19 protein-coding genes are annotated in these 26,181 nt (G+C 51.4%); 10 read left to right on the forward strand and 9 right to left on the reverse strand.

Features of this window, described 5'->3' with window-relative positions:
• Window positions 1-40 precede the first annotated feature (40 nt).
• The 4 genes from leuB to LX87_RS01210 all read left to right on the forward strand — a co-directional run bounded on the left by leuB (window position 41) and on the right by LX87_RS01210 (window position 8,110).
• The gene (gene leuB, locus LX87_RS01195; RefSeq protein WP_111626348.1) at window positions 41-1,111 is read left to right on the forward strand and encodes a 3-isopropylmalate dehydrogenase; all 1,071 of its coding nucleotides are present in this window, start codon (window positions 41-43) and stop codon (window positions 1,109-1,111) included.
• A 40-nt stretch (window positions 1,112-1,151) separates the two neighbouring features.
• Entirely contained in the window at window positions 1,152-2,291 is a 1,140-nt protein-coding gene (locus LX87_RS01200) for a 2-isopropylmalate synthase (RefSeq protein WP_111626349.1), read from the forward strand.
• A gap of 98 nt (window positions 2,292-2,389) precedes the next feature.
• Complete coding sequence (prmA, locus tag LX87_RS01205) at window positions 2,390-3,247, forward strand: 50S ribosomal protein L11 methyltransferase (RefSeq protein ID WP_111626350.1); 858 nt, start codon at window positions 2,390-2,392, stop codon at window positions 3,245-3,247.
• Between the two features lie 72 nt (window positions 3,248-3,319).
• Window positions 3,320-8,110: a hypothetical protein gene (locus LX87_RS01210; protein WP_111626351.1), complete on the forward strand. Its 4,791-nt coding sequence runs from the start codon at window positions 3,320-3,322 to the stop codon at window positions 8,108-8,110.
• Here the strand turns inward: LX87_RS01210 and upp are convergent, their stop codons facing one another.
• Window positions 8,111-8,755 carry a uracil phosphoribosyltransferase gene (upp, locus tag LX87_RS01215; RefSeq protein WP_111626352.1) on the reverse strand — a complete coding sequence of 215 codons (645 nt, stop codon included), beginning with the start codon at window positions 8,753-8,755 and terminating at the stop codon, window positions 8,111-8,113. It lies immediately after the preceding gene.
• A gap of 186 nt (window positions 8,756-8,941) precedes the next feature.
• Between upp and LX87_RS01220 the strand changes: the two genes are divergently transcribed.
• Together LX87_RS01220 and lpcA are read left to right on the forward strand one after the other, a co-directional pair.
• On the forward strand, window positions 8,942-10,687 hold the full coding sequence (locus LX87_RS01220; protein ID WP_310587871.1) for a hypothetical protein: 1,746 nt from the start codon (window positions 8,942-8,944) through the stop codon (window positions 10,685-10,687).
• Window positions 10,688-10,716: 29 nt separating this feature from the next.
• The gene (gene lpcA / locus LX87_RS01225; RefSeq protein WP_111627436.1) at window positions 10,717-11,295 is read left to right on the forward strand and encodes a D-sedoheptulose 7-phosphate isomerase; all 579 of its coding nucleotides are present in this window, start codon (window positions 10,717-10,719) and stop codon (window positions 11,293-11,295) included.
• Between the two features lie 71 nt (window positions 11,296-11,366).
• Here the strand turns inward: lpcA and LX87_RS01230 are convergent, their stop codons facing one another.
• Together LX87_RS01230 and LX87_RS01235 are read right to left on the reverse strand one after the other, a co-directional pair.
• Window positions 11,367-12,425: a class I SAM-dependent methyltransferase gene (locus LX87_RS01230; RefSeq protein WP_111626353.1), complete on the reverse strand. Its 1,059-nt coding sequence runs from the start codon at window positions 12,423-12,425 to the stop codon at window positions 11,367-11,369.
• A 134-nt stretch (window positions 12,426-12,559) separates the two neighbouring features.
• Complete coding sequence (locus LX87_RS01235; RefSeq protein WP_111626354.1) at window positions 12,560-13,471, reverse strand: carboxypeptidase-like regulatory domain-containing protein; 912 nt, start codon at window positions 13,469-13,471, stop codon at window positions 12,560-12,562.
• Between the two features lie 104 nt (window positions 13,472-13,575).
• On the opposite strand from LX87_RS01235, the gene gcvT reads away from it, so the two are divergent.
• Complete coding sequence (gene gcvT / locus LX87_RS01240) at window positions 13,576-14,670, forward strand: glycine cleavage system aminomethyltransferase GcvT (RefSeq protein WP_111626355.1); 1,095 nt, start codon at window positions 13,576-13,578, stop codon at window positions 14,668-14,670.
• Between the two features lie 92 nt (window positions 14,671-14,762).
• Window positions 14,763-15,479 carry a 2-phosphosulfolactate phosphatase gene (locus tag LX87_RS01245; protein ID WP_111626356.1) on the forward strand — a complete coding sequence of 239 codons (717 nt, stop codon included), beginning with the start codon at window positions 14,763-14,765 and terminating at the stop codon, window positions 15,477-15,479.
• 12 nt (window positions 15,480-15,491) lie between these two features.
• On the opposite strand, the gene LX87_RS01250 is transcribed toward LX87_RS01245, so the two are convergent.
• From LX87_RS01250 to LX87_RS01270, 5 genes are all read right to left on the reverse strand, one after another.
• Entirely contained in the window at window positions 15,492-17,225 is a 1,734-nt protein-coding gene (locus LX87_RS01250) for a sensor histidine kinase (protein WP_170139287.1), read from the reverse strand.
• A gap of 370 nt (window positions 17,226-17,595) precedes the next feature.
• Window positions 17,596-17,835: an acyl carrier protein gene (gene acpP, locus LX87_RS01255; protein WP_111626358.1), complete on the reverse strand. Its 240-nt coding sequence runs from the start codon at window positions 17,833-17,835 to the stop codon at window positions 17,596-17,598.
• 145 nt (window positions 17,836-17,980) lie between these two features.
• The gene (locus LX87_RS01260; protein ID WP_310587872.1) at window positions 17,981-19,249 is read right to left on the reverse strand and encodes a TolC family protein; all 1,269 of its coding nucleotides are present in this window, start codon (window positions 19,247-19,249) and stop codon (window positions 17,981-17,983) included.
• Between the two features lie 85 nt (window positions 19,250-19,334).
• Complete coding sequence (locus tag LX87_RS01265) at window positions 19,335-20,909, reverse strand: DHA2 family efflux MFS transporter permease subunit (protein WP_111626360.1); 1,575 nt, start codon at window positions 20,907-20,909, stop codon at window positions 19,335-19,337.
• 3 nt (window positions 20,910-20,912) lie between these two features.
• Window positions 20,913-21,998, reverse strand: a complete 1,086-nt coding sequence (locus tag LX87_RS01270; RefSeq protein WP_111626361.1) for an HlyD family secretion protein — start codon at window positions 21,996-21,998, stop codon at window positions 20,913-20,915.
• Between the two features lie 224 nt (window positions 21,999-22,222).
• Between LX87_RS01270 and LX87_RS01275 the strand changes: the two genes are divergently transcribed.
• Entirely contained in the window at window positions 22,223-22,759 is a 537-nt protein-coding gene (locus LX87_RS01275; RefSeq protein WP_111626362.1) for a MarR family winged helix-turn-helix transcriptional regulator, read from the forward strand.
• A gap of 60 nt (window positions 22,760-22,819) precedes the next feature.
• Window positions 22,820-24,175, forward strand: a complete 1,356-nt coding sequence (locus tag LX87_RS01280) for an NAD-dependent succinate-semialdehyde dehydrogenase (protein WP_111626363.1) — start codon at window positions 22,820-22,822, stop codon at window positions 24,173-24,175.
• 30 nt (window positions 24,176-24,205) lie between these two features.
• Here the strand turns inward: LX87_RS01280 and LX87_RS01285 are convergent, their stop codons facing one another.
• Window positions 24,206-26,152 carry a sensor histidine kinase gene (locus tag LX87_RS01285; RefSeq protein ID WP_111626364.1) on the reverse strand — a complete coding sequence of 649 codons (1,947 nt, stop codon included), beginning with the start codon at window positions 26,150-26,152 and terminating at the stop codon, window positions 24,206-24,208.
• Window positions 26,153-26,181: the final 29 nt, after the last annotated feature.

Raw genomic sequence — 26,181 nt, forward strand, 5'->3', positions numbered from 1 at the left:
CACTCATTCGCTCATTCACTCATTCGCTCATTGAAGAGGAATGAAGAAACACATTGTAGTCATCGCCGGCGACGGCATTGGTCAGGAAGTAACAACCGTTGGGAAACAGGTTCTGGACCGCATCGCGGAGAAATTTGGTCACGAGTTTACGTACGACGAAGCCCTGATTGGTCACGCGGCTATCGAAGCGACGGGAAATCCGCTGCCGGAAGAAACCATTACCAAATCCAAGCAGTCGGACGCCATTCTGTTCGGTGCCGTTGGTCATCCGAAATACGACAACGACCCATCGGCCAAAGTTCGGCCCGAGCAGGGATTACTGGGAATCCGGAAAGCCCTGGGCCTGTATGCCAACCTAAGACCCATCAAGCTGTTCGACGAGCTTTTGCAGGCTTCGAGCATCAAGCCGGAATTTCTGCAAGGTGCCGATATTCTATTCTTCCGTGAGCTGACGGGCGACGTCTATTTTGGCGAAAAAGGCCGCAAAGACGAGGGTGATACGGCTTATGACCAGATGATCTACAGCCGTTACGAAGTAGAACGGATTGCCGTCAAAGCGTTTGAAGCCGCCATGACCCGCCGGAAAAAACTGTGCTCGGTGGATAAAGCCAACGTACTGGAATCGTCCCGGCTCTGGCGCGAAGTGGTGCAGGAAGTGGCCAAACGGTATCCCGAAGTGGAAGTAGAACACCAGTTTATCGATGCCGCTGCCATGCTGCTCATTAAAGATCCGCGTCGGTTTGATGTCGTGGTGACGGGCAACCTGTTCGGCGATATTCTGACGGACGAAGCTTCGCAGATTGCGGGTTCGATGGGAATGCTGGCGTCGGCTTCCATCGGCGACACCACGGGGTTGTATGAGCCTATTCACGGGTCGGCCCACGACATTACGGGCAAAGGCGTTGCTAATCCGCTGGCGTCGGTACTGTCGGCGGCTCTGATGCTCGATATTTCGTTTGGTATGAAAGCCGAAGCCGAGGCCGTTGTCAACGCCGTTGACCAGGTTTTGAAAGCCGGTTTCCGGACCCGTGATATTGCCGATGCGACCACACCCGCACACCTGATTTTAGGTACAGGAGAAATGGGACAGCAGTTGCTTTCCAAACTTTGATCAAGCGAGAACATTCTACTCAATTTATTCTTTATCAACCATGAGCCAACGGATTTATATTTTCGACACCACCCTGCGCGACGGCGAGCAAGTGCCGGGTAGCCAGCTAACCACGGATGAAAAAATTGTGGTGGCGAAAGAACTGGAACGTCTCGGTGTTGACATCATCGAAGCGGGCTTTCCGATTTCCAGCCCCGGTGACTTTCAGTCGGTCGTTGCCATTTCGAAAGCCGTTTCCGAACCGGTTATCTGTGCGCTTTCACGGGCTAAAAAAGAAGACATTGATGCCGCTGGCGAAGCGTTGAAATATGCCAAGCGGGGGCGGATTCACACCGGAATCGGTTCGTCGGATATTCATATCCGGAACAAATTCAACAGCACCCGCGAGCAGATTCTGGAGCAGGCTGTTGCCGCCGTCAAACACGCCCGCAGCTACGTGGAGGATGTGGAGTTTTACGCCGAAGATGCCGGTCGGGCCGACCTTCAGTTTCTGGCCCAGCTGACCGAAGCCGTGATTGCCGCTGGTGCAACGGTTGTTAACCTGCCCGATACAACCGGTTACTGCCTGCCCGACGAATACGGTAAGAAAATCAAGTACATTTACGAGAACGTTTCCAACGTTCATCAGGCCATTATATCCATCCACTGCCACAACGACCTTGGGCTGGCAACCGCCAACACACTGGCCGGTATTCAGAACGGCGCGCGTCAGGTGGAAGTAACCATCAACGGTATTGGCGAACGCGCCGGCAATACCTCACTGGAAGAAGTGGTGATGGCCCTGAAAGTGCATAAAGAACTCGGTTTTGAAACCGGTATTGATGCCAAACGTCTGTACCCGATCAGCCAGCTGGTGTCTGAAATGATGCGGATGCCGGTGCAGGCCAACAAAGCCATCGTGGGCCGGAATGCGTTTGCACACTCATCGGGTATTCACCAGGACGGTTTCCTGAAACACGCCGAGAACTACGAAATCATGACCCCGCAGGAAGTGGGCGTGCCCAAGTCGTCGATTGTACTGACGGCCCGCAGCGGTCGCCACGCGTTGAAACACCGGCTCGAACTGCTGGGCTATCGCTACGACAAACCCACGCTGGATACGCTCTACAAACGCTTTCTGGACATGGCCGATGTTCGTAAGGAAGTGAATGATAAAGATTTGATGGAGTTGATCCGCTAATCGGAATACCGTCAGGTCTACCGGCCCGACGGCTTTTAAAAATAGATACGAATCCAAAGGACGGGCGTAAGCTTGTCCTTTTTTCGTTTCTTTACAGCATGAACTACACGGAAATACAACTCACCATTTCGCCCGATTTTACCGATATTCTGATGGCCGAACTGGCTAATCTGGGCTTTGAGTCCTTTGTGGAAACCGACGAAGGGCTGAACGCTTATATTTTAGAACCCGATTTTGATGAAGCTGCTATCCAGTCCATTGTCGATAAATACGCCGGGCAAACCGCAATAGCCTACCAGATCAATTCGTTAGAGAAAAAGAATTGGAACGAAGAATGGGAGCGGAACTACCAGCCCATTGAGGTGCAAGGCCGGATTCGCGTTCGGGCTTCGTTTCACGAGCCGGATGCCGGGTTTCAGTACGATATTGTCATTAATCCGAAAATGTCGTTTGGAACGGGCCACCACGAAACCACGGCTATGATGCTGGAACACCAGTTGAGCGTTGATGCCGCCGGAAAAACCGTGCTGGATGTAGGCTCCGGAACCGGTATTCTGGCGGTTCTGGCGGCTTTGCAGGGTGCTGAACGGGTGGTGGCTTTTGATATTGAAGAGTGGGCCGTTGAAAATGCCCGCGAAAACGCCGAGCTAAACGGCTGTTCGCCCATCGAAGTGTTTCAGGGCACGATTCATGACGTGAATCCGGATGAGCGGTTTGACATCGTGCTGGCTAACATTAACCGAAATGTGTTGTTGGCAGATATACCGGTTTACGTCCGGCTGATAAAACCCGGCGGCACCCTGTTGGTGAGCGGTTTCTACGAACAGGATGCGCCGGACATTGAAGAAAAGGGGAGAGCTGAAGGATTGACAAAAACCGGTCAGTTATCCCAGAATAGGTGGGTTTCATTACGATTTGATCAATATACCGACGGACCGTCGGGCACTACCGTTTAGTCTGTGTTTTTGCTCTCCATTGCACTGGATTGAAAAACATAGGCTTCGGTTTATGGATACGTTCAGGACACTATGAGCAAGATATACAGTATTCTGGTCAGTTTGCTGCTGTTGGCAACCGTGGTGACGGCGCAAACCGTTAAGCTGTCGGATAATCCGGAGCAGTTTCTGACGGATTTGCAGAAATTAATGAATTCGGGCGGGGCTTACGCGCAAAAAGCGGAAAAAAACCTCGAAACGCTGTTTACGGAAAACCGCTTGTCGGCTCCGCAGAAAGAGCGCGTGATGGCGCTGAGCCGGAAAATGAACGCCAAACGGTATCAGCCCGGGCAGCAGTTTGCGCCGTTTTACGAATCGTTGTATCAGTTGCTCGTTACGCAGCAGGTCAGCCCGGCCGAAGTGGACAACTTCCTGACGATTGCCGAAAAATCCTTTGAAAAATACGATGCCAAAACGCTGGCGAAAATACTGGAAACCGTGCGGCTGTTTGCCGAAAAGCGGTTTTTGTACACCAGCAATTACAATAAGCTTTATGCCAACGGCGGAACTTTCACGCTGCGTTTAGCTGACCAGGCCGTTAATGCGGCTACGTCAGCCACCGACAGTGAGACAGGGGGCAAAAAGCCGCAGGCCGCTAAACCGGTTGAATCCGACGGCTGGGATTTGCCGCTGGATTCAACCGGGAAAGTTATTCCGATTGCGTCGTCGGGTGTCCGCAAACCGATTCCGGCGCTGACCGGGCCCGTACTGGAAATCAAAGGCGTTGATCTGGTTGTAACGACGGCGAATGATTCGGTAGCTGTAAAGAAAACCGATGGCGCTCTGATGCTGAAAGACGGTATCTGGGTCGGAAAAGGCGGTTCGTTTTCGTGGGAGTCGGCGGGGCAACCCGAAACGTTTGTGACGCTGGCCGATTATTCGTTTGCCGTGGCGAATCCCAGAATCAACGCCGACGATGTGACCCTGACGTTTAAGCCGCTTTCCAAACCCGTCAAAGGAAAATTCGAGTTCGACAGCAAGAAACGCGCGTCCAACCAGCCGCCTGCCTACCCGCGGTTTATTTCGTGGGCGAACGATGTGACGCTGACGAATCTGGGCAACGGCATTACGTACCGGGGCGGTATCGCACTCTACGGAACCCGGCTTTATGGCTCGTCGGCCAGCGGTCAGCCGTCGTTGTTACACGTAACCTTTAAAGGCAAACCTGCCTTTAAAGCCAGTAGCCAACGGTTTGAGTTTGCCGATTCGGTGATTTCGAGTCCACTGGCCGCGTTTACCGGATACATTGACGCCACCGACACACTCTACCACCCGGGTGTTGTTTTCCGGTATGACCACGCTGCCGGTATTGCCCGACTGAGCAAGGCCGAAAAGTCGGGTTATTCGGATACGTATTTCAGCGACAGTTACCACAAGTTTTACATTCAGCCCGAGGTGGTTCGCTGGGATTTACCGCGCCAGAAAGTGGATTTCTACCAGCTGGCGGCTAAAAAAGAAGTGCCGGTACGGTTTGAGTCGTTCGACTTTTTCTACCCGGAACGGTACGCCGGTATGTCGGCCGACTTCGGGTTTCATCCGCTGCAAATAGCCGCTAATTACGTCACGGTTAAGAAAACGCAGACATTTTTTGCCGATGATCTGGCAAACTTCGCCAAAATTAACCCGCCCATCATGCGGAACGTGCTGCAACGGATGGTGGCGCTGGGGTATGTGGATATGGACCCCCGGTCGGAAGAAATGCGCCTGAGCCGCAAAGGGGTCCTGTATGTGCTGGCCAACGCCAAAAAAAAGGATTACGACAACTTCCTGATTCGTTCGACGTATCCGTCCAACGACAGCACGACCAACGCCACGATCAACCTGAACGACAAGTTTCTGACCATCCGGGGCGTTGAGAAGTTCAGCCTTAGTGATTCCCTGAAAATTACCGCCGTACCAACCGATAAAACATTACGGATTGGCAAAAACCGGGCATTTACGTTGACGGGACAATTAAGGTCCGGTAATATGCGGTATACGGGCCGTGACCTGGGATTCGATTACGACCAGTTTTCGATGAACATGACTAAAATCGACTCCATTACGTTTACGCCCCAGGGCAAGAATCAGGAGATCGGTGGTGATATTCAGTACGAAAAGCCTGGAACGGTTTTCCTGGCCGATAAAGCTAATAAATCCGGTCAGCAGAAAGGCAAGAAGAACACCCAACGGCTGATGATGCCGGAAGGGATGACGGTTTATTTCAACCAGCCGAACCGGGGGGCTTTGGCGTACAGTAAAAACGTCTATTTCAAAGTTCCAGCGGTGGATAACGATAGTCTGGGGAAAGGTGATATTGCGTTCGATGGCACCTTCCATTCCGATGGTATTTTTCCGCCGATCAAAACAACCCTGAAGTCCATGCCCGACAATTCGCTGGGCTTCGAACACACGGCTCCGGCGGCTGGCTACCCGCTCTACGGTGGCAAAGGAAACCTGAAGTTTACCGGCAAACTGGTTATGGACCGCAAAGGGCTTCGGGCCGAAGGGGTTATTTCGCACATGAACGCATCGCTGCCCGCTAAGGACATTCTAATGACCCCCGACTCAATGCTGGCGTCCGGCGAATCGGGGCAGATCAAGGAGGGATTGGTGGGGAAAGCGTATTTCCCGGCGGTCGATATCAAGAACTACACCATGAAGTGGTATCCGAAAGCCGATAGCATGAAGATTTCCACCAAAGCCGATCATTTTAGCTTTTACAACGGCACTACGAACCTGAAAGGTGATTTGCTGGTGCGCTCGGGCGGTTTATTCGGGAAAGGAACCGTCAAACGGTCGGATTCGGAAGCGCAATCGGATAACATCAAGTTTAACAAGGAAGGCTTTACGGCGGGGAACGCCCAGTTCCGGGTTGTGGCCGATAAGCAGGGCAGCGCTACAAAGCCCATGTTGCTCGGAACCCGGGTTGACGTAGATTTCAATCAGGTCAAAGGCGTCGTGACGATTGCCACGGATGCCAAATCGGCGACGTCAATTGACGATACGCTGGCGTCAAGTCTTGAATTTCCGAATGCCGCTTACAAAACGTCGATCAGCAAAGCCCAGTGGAATATTGCGGCCAAAACCATTACGATGAAATCCGCTAAGACCTCCACTTTTACGTCTACGGCGGAGGAGCAGGAAGGACTGGCTTTTAACGGTGCTTCGGCGGTTTATGATGTGGAAAAAGCGACGTTGAATGTCAGCGGAGTGCCGTATATTACCTCCGCCGACGCCCGGATTTACCCGGATAAAGGCTTGATTACCATCAAGCGAAACGGTGAAATGCTGCCACTCAAAAACGCCCGGCTGGAACTGGATACCACCAGTCTTTTTCATAAACTCAAAGGCGGAAACATCCAGATTCAGTCACGAACGCGGTTTGCCGGAGATGCCGTTTATCAGTTTGCGGCTGCTAAAGGCGATACGGCCAGCATTAAAATGGGCAGTTTTGAGTTGAAAGAAGCCGCTCCGGTGGCCCTGGCGTCGAATAACCGGAATGCGGGCCGGAAGGGCAAAAACGGTAATGAACTGGCGAAAACCTACTATACCGTGGCCCGCGCCGATGTCGACGAGCGGGATAATGTGATGCTGGCGCCTAAAGTACAATTCAAAGGAAGCGTTACAATGATGGCCCCTGAGCAGGATTTAAAACTGGAAGGAGCTATTAAGATGGCCTTGAAAAAACGGGCCAAGCTGGTCAGCGACTGGATTCCGATGAAGGAGAAAATTGGCGAAACATTCAGTATAAAAGTGGATGAAGCGCTCAAGAACGACGGAAATCAATTGTTAACGGCCGGTTTGCACTTCCGGGGCGGGGGCGCTGTTGGCCTTTATCCCACGTTTTTATCCACCAAAGAAAGCGATAAGGACGACGATCTGTTCAGGGCTAGGGGCGTGATGACCTACGAAGAAAAAGAGAAGGTTTTCCGGATTGTGAAGAAGGACGAGACCGGGCTGGACGATGGGGAAGGAGCGTTCACGTTCAACGATGTTACGGGCGTCATGAATTTTAAAGGCCCGGTTAACCTCATGAATACCGGTTCATCAGCCAATAATCTAGTCTTTGCCGCCGGGACGGGTCGGGCTAACGTAGACAGCAGCACCCTGCGCCTGAATGCACTGGTCGGGTTCGCGCTGCCGATTCCCCAGCCGATCAATGCGGCCATTGCCGACAAAATGGTGAAGGCGAATCTGGACGAAAAAAACGACGAAGCCGCCGATGAGGATCTTGATCGGTTAACCGCCAAACTGGCCGCTCTTATTGGTCAGAAAGCCACGGATGTATACCGTACCAAAGCCCAGAACCAGCACGTTTCGATTACGCAGGCTGCCCCCAAGTTTGTGGCTTCGCTGGTGCTTTCGAACGTGAACCTGCGCTGGTCGGACAAACACAACACCTTGTACAGTGTGGGCTCCATCGGCGTGTCAAACATCGAGAATGTGGATGTGAATGCCCAGATGGAAGGGTTTGTGGAAATTCGGAAAACCGATGGCGGTGACGAAGCGACCATTTACCTGGAGTCTTCGCCCGATATCTGGTTTTACTGGGATTATAAGTCCGGCGGAGGAGCCACGGCGCAACTGGCCCTGCTGACCTCCGATCAGGAGCTGAACGATCGGATTATGGCCGGCAGCAAAGGCGGAAGTAAGAATATGGCTATTATGGCTGCCGATGTTTTTGAGAAAGAACAGTTTACGAACCGGTATTTAGACCAGTACAAGACCAAGGAAAAGCCCAAACCGCAGCCGAAAACCGCCGGACCCAAGGAAGCACCGAAAAAGGTGGTTGAGAAGAAAAAAGAGAAAGAAAAAGAAGACGACAAGAAAGAAGGCTTCTGATCAGATCTTTTCGCCGAATGCCAGATCACCGGCATCGCCCAGGCCCGGAACGATGTAGTAATGTGAGTCCAGACGCTCATCGACAGCGCCTAGCCAGAGATGGCACTGCGGCATTTTTTCCTGAACGTACCGGACGCCTTCGGGACTGGCGAGCACGGCGGCAATGTGGGTTCTGGCCGGTGTGCCAAACCGTAACAGCGCGTGATAGACCTTTTCCAGCGACCGGCCCGTTGCCAGCATGGGGTCCATCAGAATAACGGTTTTCCCGCTCAGATCCGGACTGGAAATGTAATCCATTGCCACCTCAAACTCTTCATTAACGGATGGATACCCACGGTAGGCCCCAATAAACGCGTTCTCGGCCCGGTCGAAATAATTTAAAAAACCCTGATGAAACGGCAGACTGGCCCGCAGGATAGTGGCCAGCACGGGCGGATGCTTGATCAACGGTGTAGGAGCTACCCCTAGCGGTGTTTGCACCTTTACCATCTGGAACAACATCGACTTCGATATTTCGTAGGCCATAAGTTCACCCAGACGCTCCAGGTTGCGCCGAAAGCGCATCGAATCTTTCTGAATGGTGACATCACGGAGTTCGGCAATAAACTGGTCGGCGATAGATGGGTGATCGGCAAAAACAAACATAGAGGCTTTTTCAGCCTAATTTAAAGTGAATGTGTCGGATAATCCAAACGCTTTCCCTAATTTGTGCATGAATACACAACAACGTTAAGCAGAAGCGCCGTTCCGGCGGTGGTCAAAGTGAAGATTCCTATGGGGAATATGTTTACGAGTAGGGTCGCTTTAGCTTTGGTTTTGCTGACGTCCGGATTGACGTGGGCTCAAAGTCAGAAGATACCTCTAAACAGCGATTACTATCATCTGATTGACCGGCTGGAAATTAAGCAGGGTCAATGGGCAAGCGGTTTCCATAGTTCAGTAAAACCTTATAGCCGCCAGGGAGTCGTTCAATTAACCGACAGCATTCTGAGCGATCCTTTTGTACGCTTATCACCCGTTGACCGCTTTACGGTTCGTTACCTGCGCGACGATAGCTGGGAATGGGTTCCTAAAGTGTACGCAGATACCGTACCGTTGCTGCAATTACGCACCTCGGAACTGCACGCGGGGCAGAAACATCCGGGCGATAGCCAGCGTTCCTGGGGGCCATTCTACAACAAAAAAAGCGACCTGTATAGTTACGAAAACCCCGATTTTGACATTCACGTCAATCCGGTAGCCAATTTCAGCTACGGCGCTGAGTTTAATTCGGGCGATCTGGGTAAATCTTTCAATCCTTATATCAACTCGCGGGGCCTCGAAATCCGGGGGAGCATTCGCAAACGGCTGAGTTTTTACACGTTTTTGACGGATAACCAGATTTTGTATCCCCGCTACATCTGGGAGTACGGTAGTCAGTATTCCGGTGCGTCCAATATGGGGTTTGCACCGTCTGAAGGGTTTGTCAAGCGAATTCCGACCGGCGATGCGCCATTGGGTGGGGCTGATTTTCTCTCCGCACGAGGTTATATTTCTTTCAATGCGCTGAAAATTATCAACATTCAGTTTGGGCACGACCGTAATTTCTTTGGCAACGGCTACCGATCCCTGCTGTTTTCAGATAATAGCTCTCCGTACCTGTTCCTGAAAATCAGCACCCGGCTGGGTCGTTTTCTATACACCAATTTGCTGACGGAGCTTCAAAACAATCAGCGGGCGTTCAGCACAACAGTACCCATCGCTCAGAAATATACCGCTATTCACCACCTGAGTGTCAACATTGGCAAACACATCAATATAGGCTTATTTGAAGCGGAGGTTTTTAGCCGCAGCCAGCTGGAGCTAAATTATTTCAACCCCATTATTTTCTACCGGTTTGTTGAGTCCTACCGGGGTAGTGTGGATAATGCCCTGATTGGGCTTGATTTTAAGGCCAATTTTGCCGGTCATTTTATGGCGTATAGTCAATTGATGCTGGATGAATTTAAAATCAGTGAATTGCGGGCCGGAAAGGGCTCCTGGGTAAATAAGTTCGCCGTTCAGGTCGGTATGAAATATATCGACGCTTTTGGTATTCCTAATCTGGACTTACAGGCCGAAATGAATCTGGCCCGGCCCTATACGTACTCCCACCGTACGGGCCAAACCAATTATGTGAATTACAACCAGCCGCTGGCTCACCCACTCGGCGCCAACTTTAGAGAAGGACTGGCCATCATACGGTATCAACCCCTCAACCGCTGGAATCTGACCGGAACATTCGGGCTGATGATGTATGGAGCGGACCCGCTGGGTGAAAACTATAATTTTGGCGGAGACCTGCTGAAAAGCTACGAAAGCCGTTACAACTGGCCCGGGAAGGCGCCCGATACCGGCCACTACATCGGACAGGGCCGTAAAACGCTGGTTTCTTACGGCGATATCCGGTTATCGTTTATGCTAAAACATAACCTGTTTATCGACCTGCAACAAATGATGCGTAAGAGCGATAGCCAGACCGAGCGGCTGAAATACAATACCTCATCCACTTCTTTCGCCTTGCGCTGGAATCTGCCATACCGTACCTTGGTTCTCTGATTCTCTGCCGAGAATTCATAACCCATATGATGCTTGACCAACTTATCCATCAGGAATTGACCGAGGCCCGCTCAGTTCTCGATACCTTTTTAAGCGATTCCAATCAGCTTGCTGCCATTGAACAGGCGGCCCGCTTAATGGCCGAAGCGTTGCAGAGTGGCCGTAAAATCATCTCCTGTGGTAACGGCGGTTCGCACTGTGACGCCATGCACTTTGCCGAAGAGCTGTCAGGCCGTTACCGCAACGACCGGCGGGCCATGGCCGCCATTGCCATTTCGGACCCCAGCCATCTTTCCTGCGTCGGCAATGACTACGGTTACGAATTTGTCTTTTCGCGGTTTCTCGAAGGGCTGGGCAATGACGGCGACGTACTGCTTGGCATCAGCACCAGTGGTAATTCGGGCAATATCATCAGGGCCGTTGAAACCGCCCGGCAACGCGGCATGAAGGTGGTCTTGCTGACGGGTAAAGACGGTGGCCGACTCGCCGGAACCGCCGACGTAGAAATTCGGGTACCTCACTTTGGGTACGCCGACCGTATTCAGGAAGTGCATATCAAGGTCATTCACCTGTTTATTCTGCTCATCGAAAAACTGGTCATCGGTTAGACCGGCAGCGGAACACAGCCCGGTAAAAGACGGGCAAAACGTTCTCCGTAAAGGCGGAGTTGAAGGCCAGCTTATTTTTGGGCCGCAACCATTGCCCGGCCCGGAATGGACAGGTAGGTGGTTACTTTCTGGGGTTTCAGACCGGCATCGCGCTGCCACTGCTGGATTTCACGAACGGTATAGTTTCCCGCCGTGCTGGTCAATCCGTAGAACAAATCCATGCTGCTGCCGACCAGGTTGGTGCCGACGCCATCGGATTTTCCGCCCATCTCGGGCCGGATAAATTCATTGATGATGTACACGCCCTCGGGTTTCAGGGCTTTGGCCACTTTCTGAGCGACGGCACGGTTTTGCTCGTCCGAAAAATGGTGCGCCAGACTCGACATCAACACAATATCGTACTGCGACTCACCGAAATCATCCGTCAGGGCGTTGCCCGGCTGGTGGTATACCCGGTCGCCCATACCGGCCTGGGCCAATAGGGGAGCCGCCTGTTCGATAGCGGGCGGCAGGTCCAGAATAACCGCCCGCAGATTCGGTAACTTTCGACACAACGCCACCGAATGCTGCCCGTGTGCTCCGCCAATGTCAAGCATGAGGGTTGCGTGTTTGGGCACCCGCGCTTTACGGCCAAACTCTTTAGCTTCCGTACCAGTTGCTGCCAGCATCGCGTGCTGGTAATGCAGCCATTGTTCCGTGGTCAGGTGATCGTGGTACTGAATCCCTTCGCCGGTTTGCAGATAATTCCCCAATTGCTCCAGCCACGGCCAGACCACCCGGTTGTTAAACCGCATCATGCCAAATACCGACTCCTGATTGTCCTGGAGCACCCACCGCCGACTGATGCGCGTCAACGTGTACGCATTTTCCTGATACCGTAAGTATCCCAGAACCACCAAGAGGCTCAACAGTTCCTGCAAGGCTTTGGGGTGTAACCGGCATTCGGAAGCAATAGCATCAACGGTTTGCCGACCCCGATGAACGGCTTCAAAAACGCCTTTGTCAGCGGCTTCGAGTACGGCTTTTCCGATAATGGGAAAGAGCTGGGCATGCAGGAGGGGAAGGGGAACCAGATTGATTCTGAGAGCAATCCATTCGAGGAGGTTTTCTGGCGTGACGGTCAGGCGCATCCGGATGAAAAATTAATACGTACTGATTTAAAGCATATTTTCGTTCTTATTCATACAACCGGATTTAACCGTGTATAGCTGAGATGTAGGGTATTTATTTTCAGAAAACCGGGTTAAGTTATCAATCGACGCCTTTATTCCAGTGCAATTTTGGCCTGAATAACCGGGTGTTCGGTCAGACCGACGCGTGACAGCGGGGCGTTGCGTCGCCAGGTGCCGCCGTTGATGCGTTCCCAGTAGGTAACGGGCCGCAGTTCCCGATTGAACGCCAGATACTGCCCGAAACACTCCCGTTCATTTTTCTGTCCATCCGGCATTTTAAACGAGGTCGAAAACCGATAGCGTGCTTCGTCGGTCGGCAGCCATTCCATCGCAATGAACAGACCCTCTTTCGGAAACCGGATCTGGAACCGCGACAGATCGACCTCACACCAGGTATTACCCCGCCGGGCCGCTATGACTAGGCTCTGGGGCAACAGATCTTCGCCGGGTTCGCCCTCGGTATTGGCGTAAACCCGCACACGAAACGGCGCGGTTGGTATGCCCCCACGCGCAATCAGGTACGAAACGCGGTGCAGATAACCCCGGATTCCGTTAGCATTCCGTACGTAAAGGGCAAATTCGATGTTCCGGCCGGAGCAGTTGCCCCAGACAATCGGCGCCCGCTTTCGGGTGGCTCCAACCGTCGTCAGACGCGGTTTTCGGCCCCGAACGACCACTTCGGTCAGGACGTTGGATTTCGGTTGTAGCCGGAAAACCGTCGAGTCGGTCAAGCTGGTCAGCGGTATGAGCAAACTTTCAAAACCGACGCAGCTAATGAGCAGCGTGTCCACCTGCTGCGGAATCCGGGCCGTAAACCGTCCCTGCGCATCGGCATACGTACCGAAACGGTGTTGGGGTTCACTGATGAGCGCGTAGGAAACCGGTTGTTCAGTGGTCTGAATCAGTACACGTCCATTGATAGTCGTTTGAGCAAGCACGTATGGGCTGCCAAATAAACTGACAAAGAGGAGGAGAAACCGACTGCGGGTGATAGTATAATACATGGAAAACCGTCAACAATTAGGTAGTTTTGTAAGTCGGGTTAATGATACGATGTACCATCGGTGCGTCAAGCCGGAATCCGAACGCATTTCAATTGTTCCCTACTATGGATGTAAAGCACATACCGCTCGAAAAAATTCACGAACAACTTGGGGCAAAGATGGTGCCTTTTGCCGGATTCCTGATGCCGGTGCGGTATTCGTCCGATATGGAAGAACATCAGACCGTTCGCAAGGGCGTCGGTATTTTTGATGTGTCACACATGGGCGAATTTATTCTAAAAGGCGAAAAAGCCATTGATTTAATTCAAAAAGTATCGGCCAACGATGCCTCCGTGCTTCACGACGGCAAAGTGCAATACAGTTATTTACCCAACGACCAGGGTGGGGTGGTGGATGATCTGCTGATTTACCAGATCAGCCCCATTGAATTTATGCTGGTGGTCAACGCATCGAACATCGAAAAAGACTGGAACTGGATTCAAAGCCAGAACGAGTTCGACGATGGCGTTGAAATGGTCAATATTTCCGACGGAACCTGTCTGTTTGCCGTGCAGGGGCCGCTGGCTGCTCAGGCGCTGCAGCCGCTGACCAACGCCAAGCTGGATTCGATGTCGTATTATACATTCGAAAAAACGGATTTTGCGGGGTTCCCGAATGTCATTGTTTCGGCAACGGGCTACACCGGCGCGGGCGGTTTTGAAATTTACGTTGCCAACGAGCAGGCCGAAGCCGTGTGGAACGCCATTATGAAAGCCGGGGAACCGTACGGTATTAAGCCCATCGGTTTGGGGGCGCGGGATACGCTGCGGCTGGAAATGGGCTATTGTCTCTACGGCAACGATATGGACGAAACGGTTTCTCCGCTGGAGGCCGGTCTGGGCTGGGTGACCAAGTTTACCAAACCGTTTATCAATTCCGAAAATCTGCAACAGCAGAAAAATCAAGGTCTTACACGGAAGCTGGTCGGTTTTGAACTCATCGACCGGGGCATTCCGCGCAGCCATTATGAACTCTGCGACGCCGACGGAAACCGCATTGGTGAGGTAACGTCAGGTACGCAGTCGCCCACGTTGGGCAAAGGAATCGGTATGGGGTATGTACCGACCGAATACAGCAAACCCGGTTCAACCCTTTTTGTGAAAGTCCGCGATCGGCTTCTGAAGGCGGAAGTCGTGAAATTACCGTTTGTGAAAAAATAAATTCGAGGGTAATACGGCTGGAGCAGATTCGCGCTGATTTTTGGTGAATCAACCGCGTTGTTCCAGCCGCGTTCCTGTCATTACTCCATAGCATGAAAACCATAGACGTCTGTCTGACACCTGATTTACTTCACCTTCATTCCGATTCTCTCGAAAATTCCATTGTCATTGTAGCCGACGTATTTCGGGCTACGTCGTGCATGGTAACGGCTTTTGCCCACGGTGTCAACAGCATTATTCCGGTGGCTACCGTTGAGGAATGCAGCCAGTTGCAAAGCCGGGGGTATCTGGCCGCGGCCGAACGAAACGCCAAAATGATTGAAGGCTTTGACCTGGACAATTCGCCGTTTAGCTACATGGACGAGCGGCTGATTGGCGCCAACATCGCCATGACGACCACCAACGGAACATACGCCATCACGCGTTCACGGAATGCCGTAAAAGTGCTGGTGGGCTCTTTTCTGAATCTGGAAGCAATTGTGCGGTTTTTGCAGGGCGAACGGTATGATGTCATGATTCTGTGCGCGGGCTGGAAAGGACGGGTTAACCTGGAAGATACGCTCTTTGCGGGCGCCCTGATCGAGCGGCTCAAGGATGAATACATGGTTCCGGAAGATAGCGGCTTGATGGCCTGGCGGCTTTACACGCAGGGAAAAAACGACCTACCGGGTTTTCTGGCTACTTCTTCCCACGTTCGGCGTCTCCACCGGTTGAGCATTCACAAGGATATTATTTACTGTTTGCAGCACGATCTGTACGATGTTATTCCGGTGCTGCGGGGTAGCACGCTGGTCAGTATGGAAGTGTAAAGCCCGGTTTGGTTATTGAATCTGAACGGCGGGGAACACGGGCTGCGGTAACGCGTAAAAAAACGTGGTGCCCCGGCCCGGCTCGCTTTCTGCCCAAATCCGACCGTTTAGTTTGGTGATGAAATCTTTGCAGATGGTTAAGGCCACGCCAGCGCTGCGATCAATGGCGCTGTGACTGGAAGCCGTAAAGGCAAATAGCTTATCCAGTTGCTCCTGAGTCATGCCGGCCCCTTTGTCTTTTACCGAAACAATAACTTCCTGATGCGTATAGCTGGCATCAACGATTATTGAACTGCCTGTCGGCGAAAACTTGATGGCGTTATGAATTAGGTTTCTGTTGATAAACTGAATAATTTCCCGGTCGGTCGTGATTGATAAATTCTTGCTAACGCAGTTTACGAGCGATAGGTTTTTATCCTGCATAAGCGTATGATGAAGCGAAGCGGCTTCTTCGATAGCCGTGTAGACGAGTATGGTATCTGGCGTCGCCACAAATCCGGAATATTGTTTTTTTACCCATTGCAGAATGTTGTCAAACGTTTTTAAAACCGTATCTATTTCCGATTGCAGGGCGGTATAAAACCGTTCCAGTTCTTCTTTCGAAAAAACATATTCGTCTTTAAGCAGGCTTACCATACTTAATGTAGAATTAAGCGGGGATCTGAAGTCATGGGCCAGCATGGAAACCAGTTTGGCCTTAAATTCATCCGAATGCTTCAGTAAGTGGTTTTGTTCCGTTATTTTCTCATTAAGCTGGTTTTGTAAACGAGCCTGTTCCCGCAGCTTTTTATAGAGGACAGAAATAAAAATAATGCCGCCGATTGCCAGTAAGGATAAACCCAGTAGCAGCCCAATCGTTTGTCGGTTATTTTTTGCTTGAAGCTCCAGCCGTTCTACTTTTTGCTGTGTGTTATGATAAGCGATATAGTCACCAATAAAACCGTTATTGCTGTTCTTTTCTTCTTCCAGCGCCTGCACCAGACGCTCGTTTGTTATCGCCCGGTTTTTTTCGTCTCCTTTTAATTGATAACAGTTTCGTAATGATTTTAAAATCTCCGTTTTAAACGTAATAAAACCACTTCGGCTGGCTAACTCGTAACTTCTGTTGTAGCAGATTATGGCGCTATCAATCTGATTTCGTTTAAGAAAATACTTTGCATAATAATCCAGACCCGCGATTTCATGGTATTCCCACTGATGAGTCCGGGCAATTTGCAGGGATTGCAAAATCAGTTCCCGTGCTTTGGTGAGGTGTCCGTTTCTTATCAGTTTGTCGCTTTTTAGCTGCTGGATAAAAAGCTGGGCGCGCTGGTCTTTAAACCGGATGGCAATTTCCTCCGCTTTATTCAGATAATAGTCTGATGAATCGGGCTCGGATTTGGGCCGGAGGAAATTATAGTTTGCGTATAACATGCACTTGATGGAATCCGAACGGAGTGCTGAGGCCCGGTTTAAAGCCCTCCTCGAAAATTTCACCGCGTTTAGGGTGTCGCCTAGTACTTCATAAACAATAGCCGAATTCATCAGCATTTGAGTCGTTCCGATGGTGTCAGGGATGCTTTTATATTCGAGCATGGCCTCCGTGTAGGATTCCAGCGCCTGACTGTATACGCCTTTCAAAAAAAGTGCGGTTGCAATATTGCACAGGGCATCGGCTTTGCCTTTTGCATACTGTTGCCGGTCGGCGATGGCTTTAGCCCGTATACCGTATAACAAACAACTATCGGCGCTCTTCATGTGCATCATGAAGCCGATGAGATTATATTTATCGAGATAGGAAGTACTATCCGTGGTGGTGGCAAGCTCCCTCTGTAACGTTCTGATTTCGGAAACCTGTCCCTTTGCCGGGCTGACACCAAGACACATTATGCCGATGAGAGAAGAGATAAAGTACCTTACAGCCTTTAAACCTGCCATTTTATGAGTAGTGCGGTAAAACTTGTCGGACAGTTAGCGAACAACGGTTAGGGGCATGACGAATGTAACCTTTTTTAATACAAATTAAATTTCTTTGTAATTGTTTGTGAAATAAGTAGAGATAGCGTTAAAAAATAATAAAGCCGGAAGGCTCCTTTAGGGTCCATTCCGGCTTTATAACGGTATGTATGGTAACGGCCTACGCCTGCATGGCAACGTGCTGTTCCGTTTGCAGATAATTAACGACTTCCTCAAAAGTCGTCAGTTTTGAGTAATCTTCGTCGGGGATCCGGATACCGAATTCCTGCTCCAGTTGCATAATCAGATCAACCGTGTCCAGACTGTCCAGACCCAGGTCGCGCGTAAAGTGAACGGAAGGATGAATGGCCGATTCTTTAATGCCAAAGTTTTTGAGAATGTTGGTTACGCGATCTTTCATAGTCGTAGCTGTTTGCAGGTTGTCGAAATAACGCAGACGAGCATCTGCTGGTGTGTGAGAGCGGCTGTTTGTCCTAACAGACCACGATTAGAGAACCGTCTGCTCACTTTTTTAGTTTTCCAGACTGTAAACTTTTCGTTAGTGGTTACAACAAATTTTCGCCCATCAGTCTTTTGTATTCTAATTGATTGAGTACTAGTTGGTATTGGTAGTTCAAACGAGCCAGTTCCGCTTCTTCAACGCCCGTCTCGGCACTTTGCAATTCAACGGGGGTAATGACCCCGGATTGCAATCGAACCTGGGCAATTTCCAGCGCCTTCCGGGCTTGCAGAACCTGCGTTTCCAGATTTTGCAGGCGCTGCCGATTACTCTGGATATCGGTATTCAACTGCGACAGGCTTTGTCGTAGCTGCGCATTAGCATTTTCGACGGCATACCGGCTGGCATCCAGAGTAAGCCGGGCCTCCTGGTTTTGCAGGGCATACCGTTTGCCGGAATAAATGGGTACGGTAAGATTAACTCCGGCGGCAATGTTGAACTTCATCGAAGCGATGTCCGGCAGATAACCGTTACGATAACCCGCGGCACCACTAAAACTCAGGTTGGGGCGACCGCTGCGGCTATACGCCAGTACATCGGTTTGGGCCGCCCGGACCCGGTCCTGCGCTAATTGTATGTCTTTGTTACTGGACTGAGCCGTTTGCAGGCTCCCTTCGGTTGTGAATGGCTGCACGGGTACATCAAACTGAGCGGCAGCGGGACTGATGGCCGGATTTAGATTTCCGGTCAGGTACGTCAATAACGCCCGCTGGCGCTCCAGATTGTTTTGCAGGTCGATTTTTCGATTCTGTGCGGCTTTCAGGCGCACTTGCTGCGTCAGCAGATCGAACTGCAATGCTTCACCATTCTGTAACCGGTTGGCGAAAATCTGTATATTTCGTTGAGCCACCTGAATAACCGAGTCCTGCACGATAATGCTTTTTTGCAGGAACCCGACGCCGTAATAGGCAGCCGCCACCTGATAGGCGAGGTTCTGCTGGGTCAGTTCCAGATTTCGTTTCAGAATCTGAACATGGTCAACGGCCTGCCGAATGCTGGCATCGGTACGCCCGAAATCATACAGCGTCTGCCCAATACCAATGTTTGCATTGAAATTATGGTTGGGCTGAAACTGAATCGTCGTCTCATTCCCGTTGACGGGCAACGTCGCTTTCGCAACGGGCGTAAGGTATTGGTAACTTCCGTTGCCGGCAATGTTGGGCTGGTAGGCCGACCGGGCAATATCAATCCGCACTTCACCCGCCCGGAGTTGTTGTTCCTGTTCTTTCAGGCGGGGAAAATTCGTATTGGCTTCGTTAATCAAACTTCGTAAGTCTTCCGGGACGGACTGAGCCCGGGCCACGGTCGTCGCCAAAGCAATAAGTATTGATAAGCTTAGATGTTTCATTTTCTAGAAATATTGTGGATAAGGACTATCCGGCTTCTGATGGATTTGCAGATTAGTGGGCCGCATCCGCTGCGGCTTTGGCGGCTGCCGGATCCATTTTCTTATTTTTCATGAAAAACAGCAGCGGCAGCGTCACCACGAAAAAGAGTCCCGCCAGCCGGAATGTATCCAGGTAAGAAATCATCAGCGCCTGTTTGCTAATGATGCCGTCCAGGCTCTTGTAAGCTCCCGTCACCGCATCCATCGCATTCATGCCGCGGGCGGCCAGTCCCTGTGCCAGGGCGTTCAGCCGGTCCGTAGTCAGGGGATCACCGGCTTGCAGATTCGAAACCAGATCGTTGCGGTGAACGGCGGTGCGCTGGGCAATGTAGGTGTTTGTAATGGCCACGCCGAAAGCGCCCCCCAGTTGCCGCACCATGTTCGTAAACGCAATGCCGGTTGGCAGTTCCTGCGGTTTGAGCGTCGAAATCGACTGATTGATCAGGGGGGCGTTAATCATGGCCATACCGGCCCCGCGCACCAGCAGGGCCCACGTAAAATCGCTCTCGCCCGCATCGGCATTCAGGTTCGACATCATATAGCAGAACAGAATAAACGACAGGTACCCAAGCACACCGAAAAGGCGTGGGGAAACCCCATTTGCCAGCGACCGCCCGACAAGCGGAAACATCAATAGCGAGATGGCTCCGCCCGGAATCAGGATATTGCCGGTTTTGGTGGCCGTATAGCCGACAATCCGTTGGGCAAACAGCGGAAACAGCAGAATGGACGTGAACAAACCGTAACCGATGATGAACACCAGAATGGAACCCACTGCCAGATTCTGGTTTTTTACCACCCGCAGATCCATCACCGGGCTGTCGGTTTTCAGTTCCCACCACAGAAACAGCGGGATGCTGATAACGGCTACAACCGTTAAATAGAGAATCGCGCGGTCGTCGAACCAGTCGTCGGCTTCGCCCCGTTCCAGCACGTACTGCAAACTCCCGATGCCCACCGCCAGCAACAGAATACCGATCTGGTCGATTTTAATCCGGCTACGGTCGATGTTAAACTCATTGGGCTGTTTTTCAACAAACGTCATACACAGGAACATGGCCAGAATACCGATGGGAACGTTGATGAAAAACATCCAGCTCCAGTGGTAGTTGTCGATGATATAACCCCCCAGCGTGGGGCCGATTGTTGGCCCGAGCACAATTCCCATCCCGAAAACCGCCGAAGCAATGGCCCGCTGGTTGGGCGGAAACGAATCGTACATGATGCCCTGCGAGGTCGATAACAACGCACCCCCGCCAATGCCCTGCAAAAACCGGAATGCCACCAGGGTCCACAGATCGTCGGCAATCCCGCAGAAATACGAAGCGATGGTAAAGAGGATGATGGAGCCGATGTAATACGTTTTCCGACCGAAATACTGCTGTAAAAAGCCGGTCATCGGAATGATGATGACGTTGGCAATGGCATAAGCCGTAACCACCCACGAAATGTCTTCAATGGTAACGCCCAGGTTGCCCGCCATCTGGGTCAAACCGACGTTTACAATCGAGGTGTCAATCAATTCCAGGATGGCTGCCGAAACCGTTGTGATCACGACAATCCATCGTCTAAAGCCTGTGGTTGCCATACGTTACTGAACTTTCACGGCGATGTCTGTGCTCAAACCCGCGCGAAGCAGTCCTTTGTATTTTGCTGGATTTTCAATTTCAATTTTTACCGGTACGCGCTGCGTAACCTTAACGAAGTTGCCCGAAGCATTATCGGCGGGCAGCAGTGCGAATTTGGCACCCGTTGCTTCCGAGAGCGAAACCACTTTGCCTTTCACGTCCAGATCGGGATACGCATCAATTTTTACGTCTACCGGCTGCCCGACGCGCATATGTTCCAGTTGCGTTTCCTTGAAGTTGGCGACGACCCAGAATGTCGAGTCGTTCACAATCGTGAACAGATTCTGGCCGGGCTGGACGTACTGGCCGACAACCACATTTTTCTTCCCGATTTTGCCGGAGATCGGTGCGGTAATTTTGGCATACCCCAGCCGCAGTTTGGCATTGTCGATGGCGGCCTGTTTTACTTTCAGCAGGGCCTGCGCTTTCAGAATAGTAGCCTGCGCGCGGGTAATAGCGGCCCGGGCTACATTTTCCGAGGTTTTTGCCAGGCCAACCTGTTGCACGCTGGCTTCGTACTGGCGGCTTTGCACTTCGGCGTTATTACGCGAGTCTTCCAGTTGCTTCTGCGTCAACGACTGGCCTTTGTAGAGGTTTTCGTCACGCTTGAGGTCGCTGTTGGCCTTTGAAACCCGAACCGCCTGCACATTAGCGTTCGACTGCGTAACCTTTAAATTCTGCTGGACATTGCGCAAACTGGCCTGGGCATTTTGCAGATCGGCTTTGGCGGTCTGAATATCGGCTAGCGTCTGCTGGTAATCAGCCTCGGCCTGTTGCAGAGCGAGTTCGTATTCCTGCGGATCGATGGTAATCAGGGGCTCTCCGCGTTTTACGGTCGTATAATCTTCGATAGAAACCTGCTGAACATAACCGGCTACCCGGGCGAGAACCGGTGCGGTGTTGCCTTCAATCTGGGCGTTGTCCGTCGTTTCATACTGCTGATTATATCGATAGGACTGAAACCCGTAAAATGCAGCCGCTACGACGATGACCAGCACAATCAGACGCGGAAGGTATTTTTTTACGGGTGTGGTTTGTTCTGTTGCCATTTTAGTGCAGATGAATCTTTTTTTGGTAAACTTAGTTGACTAATTTTGGGCAAAAGTAAATGTTCAAAATCGAATAGTCAACTTGGTTTACTAACCTTTGAGCAGCTTTAATAGAATTTTAATAGAGGGGCGTAAAGGAAAGAATTGTCGGTTCAAACACTACAATATCACTGGTTTGTGAAAAAATTGTAACTTAGTTGTCCCGTAAATACGTGTGTTTATCTATGAATACTGAGTCTGTATCAGTCGAAAAACCTTTTGATTTTCAGGTCTTTTACCAGGAGCGGGAGCGAGCGCTGGGCGGAGTGATGGCCAAAATGAAGCGATTCATGGGGCGATATGTGGAGCAACGGCTTGCGGAACTGGGGTTTCTAAACTTCAAAGCAAGCTATATTGGCTTTCTGTCTAACCTGGAGCAAGACGGTATTACCAATAATGAACTGGCCCGACGGGCAGGCGTTACGAAACAGGCCATGAGCAAAATCGTGAAGCTGCTGGAGGATGACGGTTACATCTATATCGTTAAGTGTGAGCGTGATTCCCGTTCCAGTCAGATTTTTATCAACGAACGCGGCAAGCTGTTACTGGCGGCTGTTTTCAACTGCATGGAGGAACTGAAGGATAAATTTTCCACCATAGCTGGCCGGGACCGGGTGGAGCAGATGCTCGATACGATGGTCTTGCTGGTCCGTGAAATTGAGAAGGATACCGGAGTGATACCGTTGCCGGGGTTTCCGTGCGGGTCTAACTTTTCCCATTGAATTTTCACCCCAATCGAATCGGTTGGGGTGATTTTTTGGTTACTGGTAAAAATACTACCTATGAATTTTACGTCCGTTAACCCCTATACTCAGAAAAAACTCAAGTCGTACCCGGCTTTGAGTTCTCAGGCCCTTGACCAGAAAATCAAACAGGCCGATCAGGCTTTTAACGGTTGGTCTGAACTGTCGCTGGAGGACCGAATGGCTTATTTTCAGAAAATAGCCGCCCACCTGCGCAGTGAAAAACAGCGTTACGCCGAACTGATGACCGCCGAGATGGGCAAAACGCTGAAGGAAGCAATGGCGGAAATCGAGAAGTGCGCCGTTGGCTGCGATTATTACCTGGCCAACGCGCCCAGGTTTCTGGCGGATCTGACAATTGAGACGGAGGCTAAAAAGAGTTTTGTTGCCTACCAGCCGCTTGGGATTGTGCTGGCGGTAATGCCCTGGAATTTTCCGTTCTGGCAGGTATTCCGGTTTGCCATACCGTCCCTGCTGGCAGGTAACGTCGGTTTGCTGAAACATGCCGCCAATGTCAGTGGCTGTTCGCTGGCGATTGAGGAGATTTTTCGGGCCTGTGATTTTCCGGCGGGCGTGTTTCAGTCGTTGCTTATTGAGTCGAAAACCGTTGAAACCGTGCTGAAAGATTCGCGCGTGAAAGCCGTAACGCTGACTGGCAGCGAAAAAGCCGGGGCTTCGGTAGCGTCGATTGCCGGAAGCCAGATCAAAAAATCCGTGCTCGAATTGGGCGGGAGCGACGCCCTGATTGTGCTGGCCGATGCCGATCTGGAAAAAGCCGCCGAGGTAGCGGCTCATTCGCGGATGCAGAACGCGGGGCAAAGCTGCATTGCGGCCAAACGGTTTATCGTCGAAAAAGCCGTTAAAAAAGAGTTTACCGACCGGGTTCTGCACCACATCGGGCTTATTCAGCAGGGCGATCCGATGAGCGAATCCACCACGATGGGGCCAGTGGCCCGGCTTGATCTGGCCGAAGCCATTGATAAACAGTGCGCCGATACCGTTCAGCAGGGCGCCCGTATCCTACATGGCGGGCAGCGCGATGGCTGCAATGTTCAGCCGATTCTGCTCGATAACGTCAAACCCGGTATGACGGCTTTTGATGAAGAAACGTTTGGTCCGCTGGCCGTTATCGTGGAAGCCAAAGACGAGCGCGATGCCATAAAGCTCGCTAACCAGTCAAACTACGGCCTGGGTTCGGCGCTCTGGACGCAGGATCTGGAGCGGGCCGACCGGCTGGCGCGCCAGATTCAGGCCGGGTCGGTATTTGTCAATTCCCTGATGCGCTCCGATCCGCGCGTACCGTTTGGGGGTGTTAAACTATCGGGTTTTGGCCGGGAACTGTCGGAAGTGGGCATGAAAGAGTTTTTAAACATCAAAACCGTCTGGGTGGAATAACCGACCAGCCCGGCGCGGTCCGTGGGTGCGTTAGACGGCAACTTCCACGACCGTGCCGTGGTTGGAATAAATCCGGAACTGGCCGCCCAGTTCTTCGGCCCGCTTCTTCATGTTCTGCAAACCGTAGTGATGATCGAGCGAATCGCCCTGCACCCAGGACAAACCGTTGCCGTTGTCACTAACACTAAGCTGGAAGGTGCCGTCTTCCCGGGCGCTGAGCAATACCGTTACTTCGGTGGCCTGGGCGTGTTTGACCACGTTGTGTAAGGCTTCCTGCATAATCCGGAACATATTCAGGGCCTGAACCGAGGTAAGCGGCTGATTGAGCCGTCCTTCGGTCTGGATGGTAATCTGAAGGGCTTCCATCTGCTGGAAATACCGGCTGACGTAGTGGGAAATTCGCTCTTCAAATTCCTCCAGGGTGAAGCTTTCCTGATGAATAGCCCAGATGGTATCGCGGAGCATCTGAATAGCTTCCCGCGTGTAATCAACGATGGAGCGGAGTTGCGACGACAATTGAAGGGCGTTGGCTCCATTCTGTTTGTCGGCTTGTCGGCCAATCTGCTGCAAACTGTTGACAATGAACGACAGTTGAGCGCCCACGTTGTCGTGGAGGTCGCGGGCAATACGTTCTTTTTCCTGCAACGATTCGTTTTTAAGCTGTAAGCTCTCGACGTGGGCTTCATACGTCAGCCGCTGCTGTTGGGTGCGTTCATCGTTGAGTTGTTCGTTGTAATCGCGGATGAGTTTATAGCGGTAGGCTAATCCAAACGTCAGGATCATTACTTCAAACAAAGCCGCCAGCGCGAAATTCTCGTAACTTTCTAGAAAGGTATAGGTAGGTAAGATCTGAAGGTTACAAAGAATAACCATGAAGTTGAGTACATAAAACGGACTAACCGCTACCAGATACAACCAGGCTTCCTGAACGCGATACCGTTGAATCAGGTTGATAACAATAAAGGCCCAGATCAGGGGCATTGGTAACCAGTAAAAAAGAATAAACAGCCGCATCAGAATCAACTCAACGGCTGGCGGAACATACAGTACCCATTCGGCCAGCAGGGAAATCAGGCAGAAAATACCGCCGAGTAAGGCCACCGTTGCCACCCGATGCCATAGACGACTGGGCGTGTTTTCGAGCGACAGAAAGGATCGGACAAACAGCAGTTGAAAGAAAAAAAGCAGGAGCGGAAACACGAAATAAACGTTTCGGTTGGGCATCCAGAACTGGCTGTCAAAAAAGAACTGATACAGAAAACCGTCGTTGATGAAAAAGTAACCGCCCAGTCCCAGAATACACAGAATATATTTTCCGTAAATCCAGTCGAATGTGGTTAAGTAAAAGAAGAAACTAATGACGATGACGAAAATGAATACCGCAAAAATACCGCCCCAAAAACCGTAATCTTTCAGAATATAGGTGTTGAGGATGTTTTGCGGACGAATTGTGATCGGCACCACCTGAACCCCCCGGCTTTTGAACACCCGGACGTAGCAGGTTACTTCCTTGCTGGCCGGCAGCGTAAACGGAAACCAGTAATTTCGGTGGTAAACCGGTTTTTGGGTAACGGGGCTTTGCCAGCCGTACACAGGCGAGGTGTAGAGCAGGTTTTGGCCGTCGGCAATAAATAGTTGTAACTCGTCAAAAGCAAGGAAGTCAACCTCGCAGAAGAGGGCTTGGGGTTGTCCGGACGTGTTTTTCAGCCGAAATCGCAGCCATACGGGGTTGGTGTGCTGATTGCCGCTGGTATAACCAAAGTTCGGAACGGGCGATGGATTTGGGCGGAAGGCCCCTTCCGCCCGCAACACTTCATGGATCGTCAGCCGGTGACTCGAATCCTGAATAAACCAGATGTCATGATCGACAGCAACGGCTTGAGCATCGGGCGGAATAGGTATAACCGGTTGAGCTGCCCCGGCAAACACCGGAGACAGCAGCCACAGGAAAACGATAAACCGGCAAAAAGAAGCCATACCGTTGAAAGGTTGGGCTTCAAAGATAA

Origin of the sequence: Larkinella arboricola (genome assembly GCF_003259745.1) — a bacterium.
Taxonomy (GTDB): Bacteria; Bacteroidota; Bacteroidia; order Cytophagales; family Spirosomataceae; genus Larkinella; species Larkinella arboricola.